Origin of the sequence: Enterobacter sp. BIDMC93 (assembly GCF_001037805.1) — a bacterium.
Lineage (GTDB): Bacteria > Pseudomonadota > Gammaproteobacteria > Enterobacterales > Enterobacteriaceae > Enterobacter > Enterobacter hormaechei_C.
Map to the genome: position 1 here is coordinate 1,132,894 of NZ_KQ089962.1, position 14,872 is coordinate 1,147,765.

Annotated in this window: 12 protein-coding genes and 1 riboswitch; of the genes, 6 read left to right on the top strand and 6 right to left on the bottom strand. The window is 56.7% G+C overall.

The features are described from left to right. Positions 1-2 precede the first annotated feature (2 nt). Positions 3-371, top strand: a complete 369-nt coding sequence (gene folB / locus SK58_RS05370; protein WP_015571902.1) for a bifunctional dihydroneopterin aldolase/7,8-dihydroneopterin epimerase — start codon at positions 3-5, stop codon at positions 369-371. A 106-nt stretch (positions 372-477) separates the two neighbouring features. Further along, positions 478-1,299 (top strand): undecaprenyl-diphosphate phosphatase, encoded by an 822-nt coding sequence (gene bacA, locus SK58_RS05375; protein ID WP_003862545.1) that lies wholly within the window; start codon positions 478-480, stop codon positions 1,297-1,299. A gap of 13 nt (positions 1,300-1,312) precedes the next feature. On the opposite strand, the gene SK58_RS05380 is transcribed toward bacA, so the two are convergent. Together SK58_RS05380 and SK58_RS05385 are read right to left on the bottom strand one after the other, a co-directional pair. Beyond that, positions 1,313-2,554 (bottom strand): multifunctional CCA addition/repair protein, encoded by a 1,242-nt coding sequence (locus tag SK58_RS05380; protein ID WP_023304444.1) that lies wholly within the window; start codon positions 2,552-2,554, stop codon positions 1,313-1,315. Between the two features lie 60 nt (positions 2,555-2,614). Continuing rightward, complete coding sequence (locus tag SK58_RS05385) at positions 2,615-3,235, bottom strand: TIGR04211 family SH3 domain-containing protein (protein ID WP_001303390.1); 621 nt, start codon at positions 3,233-3,235, stop codon at positions 2,615-2,617. Positions 3,236-3,472: 237 nt separating this feature from the next. Between SK58_RS05385 and SK58_RS05390 the strand changes: the two genes are divergently transcribed. From SK58_RS05390 to hldE, 3 genes are read left to right on the top strand one after another with little or no spacing between them, the layout of a single operon-like run. After that, complete coding sequence (locus SK58_RS05390; protein WP_023295460.1) at positions 3,473-4,774, top strand: CYTH domain-containing protein; 1,302 nt, start codon at positions 3,473-3,475, stop codon at positions 4,772-4,774. A gap of 21 nt (positions 4,775-4,795) precedes the next feature. Then, entirely contained in the window at positions 4,796-7,651 is a 2,856-nt protein-coding gene (gene glnE / locus SK58_RS05395; RefSeq protein WP_023295459.1) for a bifunctional [glutamate--ammonia ligase]-adenylyl-L-tyrosine phosphorylase/[glutamate--ammonia-ligase] adenylyltransferase, read from the top strand. Positions 7,652-7,691: 40 nt separating this feature from the next. Beyond that, entirely contained in the window at positions 7,692-9,122 is a 1,431-nt protein-coding gene (hldE, locus tag SK58_RS05400; protein ID WP_015571898.1) for a bifunctional D-glycero-beta-D-manno-heptose-7-phosphate kinase/D-glycero-beta-D-manno-heptose 1-phosphate adenylyltransferase HldE, read from the top strand. Between the two features lie 115 nt (positions 9,123-9,237). Here hldE and ubiK read toward each other — a convergent pair whose 3' ends face one another. After that, positions 9,238-9,534: a ubiquinone biosynthesis accessory factor UbiK gene (gene ubiK / locus SK58_RS05405; protein WP_000566823.1), complete on the bottom strand. Its 297-nt coding sequence runs from the start codon at positions 9,532-9,534 to the stop codon at positions 9,238-9,240. 120 nt (positions 9,535-9,654) lie between these two features. After that, positions 9,655-9,805, top strand: a riboswitch (FMN riboswitch). 105 nt (positions 9,806-9,910) lie between these two features. Between ubiK and ribB the strand changes: the two genes are divergently transcribed. Continuing rightward, positions 9,911-10,564, top strand: a complete 654-nt coding sequence (gene ribB / locus SK58_RS05410) for a 3,4-dihydroxy-2-butanone-4-phosphate synthase (protein ID WP_015571897.1) — start codon at positions 9,911-9,913, stop codon at positions 10,562-10,564. A 44-nt stretch (positions 10,565-10,608) separates the two neighbouring features. Here the strand turns inward: ribB and SK58_RS05415 are convergent, their stop codons facing one another. From SK58_RS05415 to SK58_RS05425, 3 genes are read right to left on the bottom strand one after another with little or no spacing between them, the layout of a single operon-like run. Then, positions 10,609-11,670, bottom strand: coding sequence for a fimbrial protein (locus tag SK58_RS05415; RefSeq protein WP_045141809.1), 1,062 nt, complete (start codon positions 11,668-11,670; stop codon positions 10,609-10,611). Continuing rightward, positions 11,654-12,415 carry a fimbrial biogenesis chaperone gene (locus tag SK58_RS05420; protein ID WP_047057457.1) on the bottom strand — a complete coding sequence of 254 codons (762 nt, stop codon included), beginning with the start codon at positions 12,413-12,415 and terminating at the stop codon, positions 11,654-11,656. Before SK58_RS05420 ends, SK58_RS05415 begins: the two co-directional genes overlap by 17 nt. Positions 12,416-12,424: 9 nt before the next feature. After that, positions 12,425-14,869 (bottom strand): fimbria/pilus outer membrane usher protein, encoded by a 2,445-nt coding sequence (locus tag SK58_RS05425; RefSeq protein ID WP_045344008.1) that lies wholly within the window; start codon positions 14,867-14,869, stop codon positions 12,425-12,427. Between the last annotated feature and the right edge of the window lie 3 nt (positions 14,870-14,872).

Sequence of the window (14,872 nt, forward strand, 5' to 3'; positions counted from 1 at the left end):
TGATGGATATTGTATTTATAGAGCAACTTTCGGTAATCACCACAATTGGTGTTTACGACTGGGAACAGACCATCGAGCAGAAACTGGTGTTCGATATCGAAATGGGCTGGGACAACCGCAAGTCAGCAAAAAGCGATGATGTGAATGACTGTCTGAGCTACGCCGACATCAGTGAAACGGTCATCGCCCATGTGGAAGGGCAACGTTTTGCGCTGGTAGAACGCGTGGCGGAAGAGGTAGCAGACCTGCTGCTGAGCAAATTTAACTCCCCATGGGTGCGCATTAAGCTAAGCAAGCCGGGAGCGGTGGCGCGCGCCGCCAATGTGGGCGTGATTATCGAGCGTGGCACAAATCTGAAAGGAAAGATTTAACGTCATAATAGCTAAACCATTTTAGGTTATATCGGTCTTAAAGCTGTATCTTTCACGGTTGTCCGCGTGGGACACCGTTTTTTTATATCTTTTTAGGGGTTTATAGATGAGCGATATGCACTCGCTGCTGGTGGCGGCAATACTGGGTGTGGTCGAAGGATTGACGGAGTTTTTGCCGGTGTCCAGTACGGGCCATATGATTATCGTTGGCCATCTCCTGGGCTTTGAAGGCGATACCGCAAAGACGTTTGAGGTGGTTATTCAACTGGGCTCTATCCTGGCGGTGGTCGTGATGTTCTGGCGTCGTCTGTTTGGTCTGATCGGTATCCACTTCGGGCGTTTGCCGCAGCGTGAAGGAGAGGGCAAAGGGCGCCTGACGCTGATTCATATTCTGCTCGGGATGATCCCGGCGGTGGTGCTGGGGCTGGTGTTCCACGACACCATTAAATCGCTCTTCAACCCGATTAACGTGATGTACGCGCTGGTTGTCGGCGGCTTCCTGCTGATTGCCGCCGAAGTGCTGAAGCCAAAAACCCCGCGTGCGGAAGGTCTGGACGATATGACGTATCGCCAGGCGTTTATGATTGGCTGCTTCCAGTGTCTGGCGCTGTGGCCGGGCTTCTCCCGTTCAGGGGCAACCATTTCCGGCGGGATGCTGATGGGCGTGAGCCGTTACGCGGCGTCTGAGTTCTCGTTCCTGCTGGCGGTGCCGATGATGATGGGTGCCACCGCGCTGGATCTCTACAAAAGCATCGGCTTCCTGACCGTGGGCGACATTCCGATGTTCGCCGTGGGCTTTATCACCGCCTTTATTGTGGCGTTGATCGCCATCAAAACCTTCCTGCAACTGATTAAGCGTATTTCGTTTATTCCGTTCGCGATCTACCGCTTTATCGTCGCGGCTGCCGTGTACGTGGTCTTCTTCTGATGACCGACCGCCCTCAGTCTTTCGGCTGAGGGCAACGTTTTTCCTTCCACGCTGCAACCGCATCAATCCGCCGTTTCGTCAGCTCTTCGCGGATCGCCGGGCCTTTAAACCCTGCCTCCACCACCTCTTTCGTTGGCACCGCTTTCGCTACGTCCCACGCCTCACGCAGCAAACGACCCTGCGGATAATCGGACGCTTCAAACCCGGTGCGGCCGCGCACGTCGGCTTCGCTGGTCAGCGCAATTTGCTCCACGCGCTGCGGTTTGCGCCAGGCGTCGATGTTATCAAACAGCCTGACGATGGTAGCGGGTTTCAGGATCGGGAAGGTGTGGATCAGGTCGTGAAACTCGGCCACCAGTTTTGCCAGATCGCGAATGTCATTCGGCACGCGCAGGCGCTGACAAAGCCCTTCAACCAGCTTCACGCCAGCCGGACCGTGCCCGTGGTGGCGTGGCCACAACTCCTTTGGCGTTAACCCTTTGCCGAGGTCATGGCAGAGGGTAGAAAAGCGCACGTCCACCTCCGGGCTGAGCATGGCGGCCATGCTCAGCGTCATCAGGGTGTGAATGCCGGTATCAATTTCCGGGTGCCATTTCGCCGGGGCGGGCACGCCAAACAGCGCATCTATTTCCGGGAACAGCACTTTCAGCGCCCCGCAGTCGCGCAGAACCTGGAAAAAGACCTGTGGATTGCGGGTAGTCAGGGCGTTTTCGGTCTCTTTCCAGACGCGTTCTGGCGTCAGATGTTCCAGCTCGCCCGCGTCGGTCATGGCCGTCATCAGCGCCATCGTCTCGTCGGCGATGCGGAAGCTGAGATGGGCATAACGGGCGGCAAAACGCGCCACGCGCAGTACGCGAAGCGGATCTTCAGAAAAGGCGGGGGAGATATGGCGTAAAAGACGGTCACGCAGATCGTTCTGGCCGCCGTAGACATCGATAATATGGCCGTTTTCGTCCTGCGCCAGGGCATTAATGGTGAGATCGCGGCGCAGTAAGTCCTGCTCCAGCGTCACATCCGGCGCGGCATAGCAGGTGAAGCCGGTATAACCGGAACCGGATTTCCGTTCGGTACGCGCCAGGGCGTACTCTTCCCGGCTTTTCGGATGGAGGAACACAGGAAAATCGCGGCCTACCTGCTGGTAGCCCGCGTCAATCATCGCTTCGGGCGTGGCACCGACCACGACCCAGTCTTTATCTTTGACCGGCAGACCTAATAACGCATCACGTACCGCACCACCGACCAGATAACTCTTCACGCCAACACTCCCGTTTTCTCTTTTCGCAAGATGATACGTAAGTGTGGCAGAGAAGACGAGTTAGTTCATCCAGCGGTCTTTACGTTTACGGCTTGGGATAAGGTGAGGAAGCACCAGACCCAGCACCAGACCGACGCCCAGCACTCCGCCGCCATACATAAACCACTGCATGATGATGGTGCGTTGTTTGTCATCCAGCTGTAGATTCGCGGCGTTCACTTTCTTCTGCGCGACGATCAGCTCATTTTTCAGCTTCTGATTTTCGTCTTTCAGACCGGCGATCACGCTGTCGCTTTGCGCCACTTTCTGCTGCATCTCTGCGGTGCGCTGGTTCCAGGTGCCGTCAATGTTGTTCAGCTTATCGGTCAGGGTTTTCACCTGATTTTCCAGATCCGGCACGCGGGTGCGCAGGCTTGGCACCGTGCTCAGCTCTTTCAGCGGGATCCATGAGGTGCGGCCAGAGCTGTCACGAACCTGACCGTAATTGGTGTCTGCATTGGTTTGCAGCAGAGTCACTTCCTCGCCGGCATTTACCGTACCCACGAGGCGATAATTGTCTCCAGGGCCGCTGCGTACCCAGGTATTCAGTTCATCAGAAACGTAACGTTTCTCTTCAGCGTGGACCGCGGTTGCGGCGCTAAAAGCGAGTAAAGTAAGTCCAATCAGGCGTAATTTAAGCATATCAGTCGTTATTTTCATAAAAAGTGGAACGATAGTAGTGGTATCAGTGTCGCTACGCAAAGGATTCATCATCAATCGGAATCATCTGTGTCATGATTTCCACCGCTTTAAACTTTTACGCCCGTCAAATTGCTCATTGCGTGGCAATTTGGCGCAAAATACTATGTACTGACAAACAAATGGCGAGGAAGTTCGCCTTCATCGACGCGTCTGTGACGCACGCAAAAGTACAAGGCTATGGCACAAGAGATCGAATTAAAGTTTATCGTCGAAAAAGACAGCGCTGACGCGCTCCGCCAGCATCTGAATACGCTGTCCGGCGAGCACCATGAACCCGTACAGCTGCTCAACATCTATTACGAAACGCCGGACAACTGGCTGCGCAACCACGATATGGGCCTGCGCATCCGGGGTGCGAACGGGCGCTACGAGATGACGATGAAAATCGCCGGTCGCGTGGTGGGCGGTTTGCACCAGCGTCCGGAATACAATATCGACATCAGTAAGCCAGAACTTGAGCTGGATCGTTTTCCGGCGGAAGTGTGGCCGGAAGGGACGCTGCCCGCAACGCTGTCGGCAGAGGCGCAACCGCTGTTCAGCACCGATTTCTGGCGCGAAAAATGGCTGGTGTCGGAAGGCAAGAGCCGCATTGAGATCGCGTTCGATCGGGGTGAAATTAAGGCGGGTGAAGAGCAGGAGCCGATCTGCGAATTGGAACTCGAACTGCTGGAAGGCGAGGCGAGTGATGTGCTGAAGCTGGCGCACAAGCTGGTGAACCAGCCTGGCCTGCGTCAGGGCAGCCTGAGTAAAGCGGCACGCGGCTATCACCTGGCCGCCGGGAATGCGCCGCGCGTGCTGCGAGAAACCCCGATTCTGCGCGTTGTGCCGAAAGCCTCCGTTGAGCAGGGCATGGAAGCGGCGCTGGAGCTGGCGCTCTCTCAGTGGCAGTACCACGAGGAGCTGTGGGCGCGTAACGTGAAAAATGCCAAAAAACAGGTGCTGGCCGCTATGGGGCTGGTGCGTCATACCCTGACGCTCTTTGGCGGCATTGTACCGCGTAAAGCCAGCACTCACTTACGTGATTTGCTCACTCAAACCGAAACGCTGATGCTTTCCGACGTGTCGGCACAAACGGCGATCTACAGCCCGCAAAACGCCGGCGCGAAACTGGCGCTGACCGAGTTTCTGGTGACGCGCGGCTGGCGCACGTTCCTCGATGCGAAAGGGCAGACCAAAATTGCGGAAAACTTCAAACGTTTTGCGGATATCCACCTCTCCCGTCACGCGGCCGAGCTGAGAACCACCTTTGCGCATCCGCTGGGCGACCAGTATGGCGATCAGCTTCCCCGCCTGGCGCGTAACATTGACAGCATGTTGCTGCTGTCAGGTGCGTATGAGGGCGTGAAGGCGCAGGCCTGGCTGGAGAACTGGCAGGGGCTGAAGCATGCCATCGAGACCCGTCAGCAGATCGAAATCGAGCATTTCCGCAACGAGGCCATTTCGCAGGATCCGTACTGGCTGCACAGCGGAAAACGTTAATTCTGGCAAGGAACCCCTGATATGCCGCTTTCTTCGCAGTTACAGCAGCACTGGCAGACCGTTTGCGAACGCCTGCCTGAGTCGTTACCCGCGTCATCGTTAAGCGAGCAGGCGAAAAGCGTGCTCACGTTCAGTGATTTTGTGCAGGAGAGCGTCAGCGCCAACCCGGACTGGCTGGCAGAGCTGGAAAGCGCGCCGCCGCAGGCTGACGAGTGGCGGCATTATGCTGGCTGGCTGCAAACCGCGCTGGCAGAGGTGGCAGACGAAGCCACGCTGATGCGCGTACTGCGTCAGTTCCGCCGCCGGGTGATGGTACGCATTGCCTGGGCGCAGGCGCTGGAGCTGGTGAGCGAAGAGAGTACCTTGCAGCAGTTGAGCGAGCTGGCGCAGACGTTGATTGTCGCCGCGCGGGACTGGCTCTACGCCGCCTGCTGTAAAGAGTGGGGCACGCCGTGCAGCGAAGCCGGGGTTCCGCAACCGCTGTTGATTCTGGGGATGGGCAAGCTGGGCGGCTGCGAGCTTAATTTCTCCTCAGACATCGATCTGATTTTTGCCTGGCCGGAGAACGGCTCCACGCGCGGCGGTCGTCGCGAGCTGGACAACGCCCAGTTCTTTACTCGCCTGGGGCAGCGGCTGATTAAGGCACTGGATCAGCCCACCCAGGATGGTTTTGTCTACCGCGTGGATATGCGTTTGCGTCCGTTTGGCGACAGCGGTCCGCTGGTGCTGAGCTTTGCCGCGCTGGAAGATTATTACCAGGAGCAGGGTCGCGACTGGGAGCGTTACGCGATGGTCAAAGCGCGGATCATGGGTGACAGCGACGATGCCTGGGCCAACGAGCTGCGCGCCATGCTGCGCCCGTTTGTGTTCCGCCGCTACATCGACTTCAGCGTGATCCAGTCCCTGCGAAATATGAAAGGGATGATTGCCCGCGAGGTGCGTCGCCGTGGCCTGAAGGACAACATCAAGCTCGGCGCGGGCGGTATTCGTGAGATCGAATTTATCGTCCAGGTCTTCCAGCTGATACGCGGCGGGCGTGAACCTTCTCTGCAATCCCGCTCGCTGCTGCCGACGCTGAGCGCTATCGAGCAGCTGCATCTGCTGCCGGAAGGCGATGCGCAAACGCTGCGTGACTCTTATCTCTTCCTGCGTCGTCTGGAAAATTTGCTGCAAAGTATCAACGACGAACAGACCCAGACGTTACCGGGCGACGAGCTGAACCGGGCGCGTCTGGCCTGGGGGATGCGGGTGGATGACTGGGCGGCGCTGACGGAACGGCTGGAAGCGCAAATGGCGGGCGTGCGCCGCATCTTTAACGATCTGATCGGCGACGACGAAAGTGAATCGCAGGACGATGCGCTCTCCGAGCACTGGCGCGAGCTGTGGCAGGACGCGCTCCAGGAAGATGACACCACGCCGGTGCTGGCGCACTTAAGCGACGATGCCCGCCATCGCGTGGTGGCGCTGATTGCCGATTTCCGCTTCGAACTGAACAAACGCGCCATTGGCCCACGTGGTCGTCAGGTGCTGGATCATCTGATGCCGCATCTGCTGAGCGATGTCTGCTCCCGCGAGGATGCGCCGGTGCCGCTGTCGCGCATGATGCCGCTGCTGAGCGGGATCGTCACGCGTACCACTTACCTTGAACTGTTAAGCGAGTTTCCCGGCGCGCTGAAGCACCTGATTTCTCTCTGCGCCGCCTCGCCGATGGTGGCGAACAAGCTGGCGCGTTATCCGCTGCTGCTGGACGAACTGCTCGACCCGAATACGCTGTATCAGCCGACGGCGACGGATGCCTACCGCGACGAGCTGCGTCAGTATCTGCTGCGCGTACCGGAAGAGGACGAAGAGCAACAGCTTGAGGCGCTTCGTCAGTTTAAGCAGGCGCAGATGCTGCGCGTGGCGGCGGCAGATATCGCCGGTACCCTGCCGGTAATGAAAGTGAGCGATCACTTAACCTGGCTGGCGGAAGCGATCATCGACGCGGTTGTCCATCAGGCGTGGGTGCAGATGGTGGCCCGCTACGGGCAGCCGAAACACCTTGCAGAGCGCGAAGGCCGCGGTTTTGCGGTGGTGGGTTACGGCAAGCTGGGCGGCTGGGAGCTGGGCTACAGCTCCGATCTGGATCTGATTTTCCTCCACGACTGTCCGGCAGACGTCATGACCGACGGCGAACGTGAGATTGACGGGCGGCAGTTCTACCTGCGTCTGGCCCAGCGCATTATGCACCTGTTCAGCACCCGCACCTCATCCGGCATTCTGTATGAAGTGGATGCGCGTCTGCGCCCGTCCGGCGCGGCAGGCATGCTGGTCACCTCGACGGAGGCTTTCGCCGACTATCAGAAGAACGAAGCCTGGACGTGGGAGCATCAGGCGCTGGTGCGCGCCCGCGTGGTATACGGCGATCCGCAGCTCAAAACGCAGTTCGATGCGATCCGCAAGGCGGTCATGACGACCCCGCGCGAGGGCAGTACGCTGCAAACCGAAGTGCGGGAAATGCGGGAGAAGATGCGCGCGCACCTTGGCAACAAACATCGCGATCGCTTTGATATTAAAGCCGATGAAGGCGGCATTACCGATATCGAGTTTATCACTCAGTACCTGGTGCTGCTGCACGCGCACGATAAGCCGAAGCTGACCCGCTGGTCGGATAACGTGCGCATACTGGAACTGCTGGCACAGAACGACATTATGGATGAGCAGGAGGCGCAGGCATTAACCCGCGCCTACACCACGCTGCGTGATGAGTTGCACCATCTGGCCTTACAGGAACAGCCGGGCCATGTGGCGCTGGACTGTTTCGCCGATGAACGCGCGCAGGTGACCACAAGCTGGCAGAAGTGGCTGGTGGAACCGTGCGTAACAAAACAAGTGTGATATTATCGCGCGCAAATTGTGAATCTTTCTGGAGTCAGGAATGAAAGTAACACTGCCAGAGTTTGAACGTGCTGGAGTTATGGTTGTCGGTGATGTGATGCTGGATCGCTACTGGTATGGGCCGACCAGCCGTATCTCTCCGGAAGCGCCGGTGCCGGTAGTTAAGGTCGACACCATTGAAGAGCGTCCAGGCGGCGCGGCAAACGTGGCGATGAACATAGCCTCGCTGGGCGCGCATTCGCGTCTGGTGGGCCTGACCGGCATTGACGATGCGGCGCGTGCCCTGAGTCAGTCGCTGGCGGACGTGAACGTGAAGTGCGACTTCGTTTCTGTTCCGACCCACCCAACCATCACCAAGCTTCGCGTCCTGTCGCGTAATCAGCAGCTGATCCGCCTCGATTTCGAAGAAGGATTCGAAGGCGTTGATCCTGAGCCGCTACACGAGCGTATTAGCCAGGCGCTGGGTAATATCGGCGCGCTGGTGCTGTCTGATTATGCCAAAGGCGCGCTGGCGAGCGTGCAGACCATGATCCAGCTGGCGCGTAAAGCCAGCGTACCGGTGCTGATCGATCCGAAAGGCACCGATTTCGAGCGCTATCGCGGCGCAACCCTGCTGACGCCAAACCTCTCTGAATTCGAAGCGGTGGCGGGCAAGTGCAAAACTGAAGAAGAGCTGGTTGAGCGCGGCATGAAAATCATCGCTGATTTCGAGCTGTCTGCGCTGCTGGTGACCCGTTCCGAGCAGGGCATGACGCTGCTGCAACCGGGCAAGGCGCCGCTGCATATGCCAACCCAGGCGCAGGAAGTGTACGACGTGACCGGTGCCGGTGATACGGTGATTGGCGTGCTGGCGGCGACGCTGGCGGCGGGTAACTCCCTGGAAGAAGCGTGCTACTTCGCGAACGCCGCGGCGGGCGTGGTCGTTGGTAAACTCGGGACCTCCACCGTTTCGCCAATCGAGCTGGAAAACGCGGTGCGTGGGCGTGCGGATACCGGCTTTGGCGTCATGACCGAAGACGAGCTGAAAGTGGCCGTTGCTGCCGCGCGCAAACGCGGTGAAAAAGTGGTGATGACTAACGGCGTGTTCGACATCCTGCATGCGGGTCATGTCTCGTATCTGGCGAATGCGCGTAAGCTGGGCGATCGCCTGATTGTGGCGGTCAACAGTGATGCCTCAACCAAACGTCTGAAGGGTGAAACGCGTCCGGTGAACCCGCTGGAGCAGCGCATGATCGTGCTCGGCGCGCTGGAAGCGGTGGACTGGGTGGTCTCATTTGAAGAAGACACCCCGCAGCGCCTGATTGCCGGAATTCTGCCTGACCTGCTGGTGAAGGGCGGTGATTACAAACCAGAGCAAATCGCAGGTAGCGAAGAGGTCTGGGCAAATGGCGGTGAAGTGATGGTGCTCAACTTTGAGGACGGGTGTTCAACCACCAACATCATTAAGAAGATCCAGAAAGACAGTCAGTAAAAAACGGGCCAACAGGCCCGTTTTTTTATGTCGGATGGCGGCTGCGCCTTACCCGACCTACGCGTTCATCCAGGCCCGGTAAGGCGTAGCCGCCACCGGGCACAGCAGGCCGCACTTATGCCTGGTCATCTACCGGTGGAATAGCTGGCGCTGGCTTCACTTCTTCCGGCGCATTGCGGCTCTCCAGCTCGCTCAGACGCTGTTCCAGCAGCGCCAGTTTCTCGCGGGTGCGCAGCAGCACCTGAGTCTGCACATCAAACTCTTCGCGGCTGACTAAATCAAGGCGAACCAACTGTGCCTGCAACGTCTGGCGGATTTTCTTCTCAACGTCATCACCAAACTCACGAATACCTTTCGGCATGGACTCATGAACCTGACGCGCGATCTGCTCAATTTTCTTTGGGTCAATCATTGTCGTTTCCCTTGATGAAAAGGTGTTAGTGCCTATTGTAGCGCGTCATGCCGTGGGTTAAACAAAATTGTTTGAAGCTTATGCATTGCCCAGGGTAATCAATAGCGTTATAGTTATCTCGCTTATTCTCAGGGCGGGGCGAAATTCCCCACCGGCGGTAAATCAGCTTAACGCTGAAAGCCCGCGAGCGCTTTGGGTGAATTCTCAAAGGTCAGCAGATCCGGTGTAATTCCGGGGCCGACGGTTAGAGTCCGGATGGGAGAGAGTAACGATCCAGTCGGGCATGGCCCGCTCACGTTATTTTTTTGCCGCTAGTACGGCGCTCCTAAGACTGCCCTGATTCTGGTAACCATAAAGTTAATGAGGTTTTTTTACCATGAATCAGACGCTACTTTCCTCTTTTGGCACTTCAACTCAACGTGTTGAGCATGCACTGGATGCACTGCGCGAAGGCCGCGGTGTGATGGTGCTTGACGATGAAAACCGTGAAAACGAAGGCGACATGATTTTTGCCGCCGAGAACATGACCGTTGAGCAGATGGCGCTGACCATCCGTCACGGTAGCGGCATCGTATGCCTGTGCATCACCGAAGACCGTCGCAAGCAGCTTGATCTGCCGATGATGGTTGAAAACAACACCAGCGCCTTTGGTACCGGCTTCACCGTGACCATTGAAGCAGCGCATGGCGTAACCACCGGTGTGTCGGCGGCTGACCGCCTGACTACCGTGCGTGCAGCGATTGCTGATGGTGCGAAACCATCCGATCTGCACCGCCCTGGTCACGTCTTCCCGCTGCGCGCGCAGCCGGGCGGCGTGCTGACCCGTGGTGGTCATACCGAAGCGACCATCGATCTGGTGACGCTGGCTGGCTTCAAACCCGCAGGCGTGCTGTGCGAACTGACCAACGATGATGGCACCATGGCGCGCGCGCCGGAGTGCATCACCTTTGCGCGACTGCACAATATGCCAGTGGTGACGATTGAAGATCTGGTTGAGTACCGCCGGGCGCACGAGCGCAAAGCCAGCTAAACATGCTGATGTGAAAAAGCCGGGGAAACCCGGCTTTTTTGTTTCTAGTGGTAGTTAATTTTGAACAGTACCACGGTTTCAAACGGCCCGGACTGAATCGCTTTCCCTTCTTCCCGTGAAAGTTCAGCCGTGTAGTTTTGCTCAACATTCATCGTATCGCCCGTAAAATCGGCGTACTCCTTGTACTGGTTGAAGGTGTAAGGCTCCGTTCCGTTAAGAATACGCAGCTTTAACCCATTCCCTATCAGTACCGCGGTGTCGTCTGCGCTAAGCGTTTCGGTTGTGTAAAACGACGAGTCCATCTTAAATCCGTCCGAGCATTGGGCATCCTGCACTTTGGTGGTTCGTATTGAAAACGTGCGCATACGCGTCTGCTGATTCACAATGTCGCGCGCGCTGAAGGCGCCGAAGTCGATCTCCTGATTTTCAGGGAAAATGCTAAACGTCGCTCCGCAATCAAGCACCGTAATGTTTTGCAGTCCGTTGATGTGATACTTGAGGTTCTTCGCGTCGGCCATCTGATTAACGCCACCCTTACCGTCAAACTGCACAACGATGTAATCGCTGAGCGAACTGATATAACCATGTGGCGGCATAGCCTTAATTCGCACGAAAAGTCGTAATCGGGCGACGAACGTGCGTGAAATATGGATATCATCCGGATTGCCGGAGCAGATGCGATTCTCCCAACCCATCTGGCGGATTTGATCCGCGGTGTAAATGGTGATGTTATCGTTGTCCAGGCACTGGCGGGTATCCACGCCGTTGGGCTGGCCCGTGGCATCGTAATCTATGCCTTCATAGGTGACGCCCAGTTCATAATAGGGATCGGTTGCGGCAGGATAAGGGTTCACCCATGCAAAGACATCTTCCAGCTCAAAATTGCTCGTGACGTTGTTATCACACGTCACCGGAATTTTAATGTCATCAGACTCCCATATTTTTTGACCAACCTGAGCGTTGCTGGGTATCGCAAAAGGGGTGATCGTTTTTGTCTCCTCGACGGGGCCGCCAGATCCACCCAGATAGCAGTTAAGCGCCAGCGCATCTTTCAAAGGCAGCGCTGAAAGCAGCAGTATAAACAGGAAACTAGCGAGCTTTTGCATCTTTATCGATTTTCCGTTCGGTAAGTTTACATAGCGCCGTTCCGGTGCACTGCACGTCGACTTTTTTTAGGGCGCCGTAATCGTCGATATAGCCGATGCTGTAATAACTACCGTGGTAATCGCCGGTAGAGGCGGTTGCCGTGGCGAAAGGCGCAATCATCAGACTGTCAAAACCCGGCAGCATGGTTTTGGCATTTTTGCTCAGCCACGCCAGCGTGATGTAGTACGGCGTAGGGTTGTGGGCCGTGAGTCCTTTCGCGCTGGCGGTAATTTCCATGCGCATTTCAGCCAGTTCGCCGGATTTTTTGCTAATCGCTTCCGGACGCCAGAACAGCTTGATTCGGCTCTGCATGGCAACCTGCATCACGCTGCGCTCCTCGCTGGCGCTGATGCTTTTTGGCGGTACTTCACGCAGGTTGAAATAAAACAGCGATTCCCTGTCTTTTGGCAGCTGGCGGGTGGCGGCTTGTTTAACAATTCTTACCTGCGACGAGGCGCCCGCTTCGATACGTTGAATGGGGGGAAGCGCCATAAAGTGCGTATCTTCTTTTTGCCCCTTTTCATCTTCAATCCAGGAGAGCGCCAGATAAGGCAGCGCCTTGCTCTGGTTGTCCACTTTCAGGCTGCTGGCCTTGTCGCTTTCTGGAAAAACAATGCGCGTGCGGTCCAGGTTAATGGCCGCATGGGTGGTAAATGCTGTGCTGATTAGCATCAGGCACAGGCTTTTAATCGGCGTTAATTTCATGATGATTTCTTACTGACACGGCAGTATCAACTGCATACTGTTTTCTAAGTGAGAAGGTAACGAGAAGCGACACTGTTGGTTGTCGCCCCATGTCACGCGAAACTGCTGTTCTGGCTCAACGGCGCCCAGCCAGACGTGGCCTTCATCGGCCACCATCCCAACCTGCAAATCGCTTTCTTCCAGGCGAACAATCGCCCCGAGCGGTGGCGTTCCTGATGACATCCGCAGAACGCCTGCCACGTCCTGACCTGCACGCGTGGCAATCTGACGAAAACCAATGGCCCCCTCAGTCCAGGTTGAGGTCACGACGCGGCTGTCCACGTCCACGCCATCCGGAAGGTTGTTCATATTGACCTGCACGCTGGAGGGGGAATAGCTGGAAAATGACGGTAAAACGCCGATGCCAAAACGGTTGGTTTCATCTCGCGACATATTCAGCGGGATATTGCCTACCCCGTCGGTGCTGACCATTACGCGGGGTTCATTACCGTAGCTGCGCCGGTGCAGCGCGGCGCCTTTCGCTGTTGAGGTGAAGGAACCGCTCCAGCTTGCGCTGAGGGAGTTATATTCGTCAGCTTTATAACTGCCGGAGAGATTGAGATCGCCGTACGCAGAATAATGCTGATAATTCCCGCTGACCTGCGCGCCGGAGTCTGGCTTCCCGCTCTCCGCGCCCGCGGAAACGCCCCAGGTGTTATTGCGATCCGACGTGTCGTACCACGACACGTTATGGCTCAGCGTGTCGCGGTTACGCAGGTCATAGTTAAGGCGATGATCGGGATCGAGCGGTACGCTGAGCGAGAGATAGAACTGAGTATCGTCACTTTCGTCTTTCTCATCGTAATGCGTTTTACTCCAGGACAGGGTTACGCCAAGGTTCTTCCAGCGGCCCATATCAAAGTTGTAGCCCGCCGTGATACTGCCGGTCGTGGAGGGTGAATCATTCCACCATGTCTGACGCAGCATATTGACGTACAGGTTCAGGGATAACGCCGAAATGTACTGGCTTGCCGTCACGCTCAGGGTTTGTTTTTCCGACTGGCGGTCACCGTCGTCATAATCAAGGTAGCGGGCGTAGCTCAAAAACTGTGGATCTGAGTAGCGGTAGCTGGCGAGCGTAAGCTGACTGCCGGTGGTATCGAAACGCTTGCTGTAGTTAATGCGATAGCTGTAACCCGTCTGGCTGCGCTGGTGTGGCAGCTGGCTGGTGGCCTGCGTGACGTCAAAAGAGAGCGCCCCCAGCCAGGCCATATTCTGGCCGATCCCGGCAGCGAGGGAACGATAGCGGTCGCCATCGGCCAGCGTACCGCCATACAGGGAGGTGTGCGACAGCATGCCCCAGGAAAATTCGCCGCTCATGAAGGCGTTATCTTCAACGTCATGGGAGGCGCCCTGGCGCGCTTTACCCGCCGCGAGCTTGTAGCGCACCTGACCCTTGCGCGTTAAAAATGGTACGGATTCGGCCGAGACCTGGAAGGTGCTGACGCGTCCATCCTCTTCCGTGACTTTGACGTCCAGCGTGCCCTGAACCGACTGGTTAAGATCCTGAATAACAAAAGGGCCTGGCGGCACTTTACTCTGGTAAATCACGCGATCGGCAAGGCTTACGGTTACCGTGGCGTTGGTTTGCGCTATCCCGGTAATCTGCGGGGCATAGCCGCGCAGCGACCATGGCAGCATACGTTCATCGCTGATTAGCGATGCGCCGGTGTAGGTAAAGGCGTCAAAAATTGCGGACTGGAAATCCGTTTCACCCAACGTCAGTTTCGCACCGATCGAGGGCAGAGGGCGGAACATATACACGCGTGAAAAACGTCCATTATGCTCCGAGCCTGCGTCAGTATGGCTTTGCGTGTACTGGTAATCGCTGCGTAGCCGCCACGCGCCCATGTTTGCACCGGCGGTGCCATAGGTATTGGCGTTGTCATTGTTGCCGCCACTATTGGGCTGATAATGGCTGGCAAAAAGATTGTAATCCAGCAGTACGCCCGGCACGCCGATGTCCCAGGTGGATGGCGGCATCCAGTCAACCGCACGGTATTGCAGCCACGCCTGGGGGATGGTCACTTTCAGGGTCTGGCTGCCTTGCTCAAAAGTAAATCGGATGTCGGGTCTGGCGGAGAAATCAACGCATCCCTCTTTCTCAGGCAAAGCGTGGCGAACGTCATCCTGCAACGCAAAGGTATCGACCAGCTCGGGGGGAATACAGACCTGAACGGCATTATTTATTTCTCGCCAGCGAAGCTGCCAGCCATTTGCCAGCGGAATATCATTGACGGCAACCGTAACGAAATAGCTTCCCGGCGTAACCGATATTTGATCTTTAAACAGTGATAAATCGACGCTGCCGCGCTGATCTTTATCGATGGCGTTTATATTAAACTCGGTGGCAGAGGCAACTTTCGTCATTAACAGGGACGCAATGATGATTATCCATTGTAATTTGTATGTCATCAT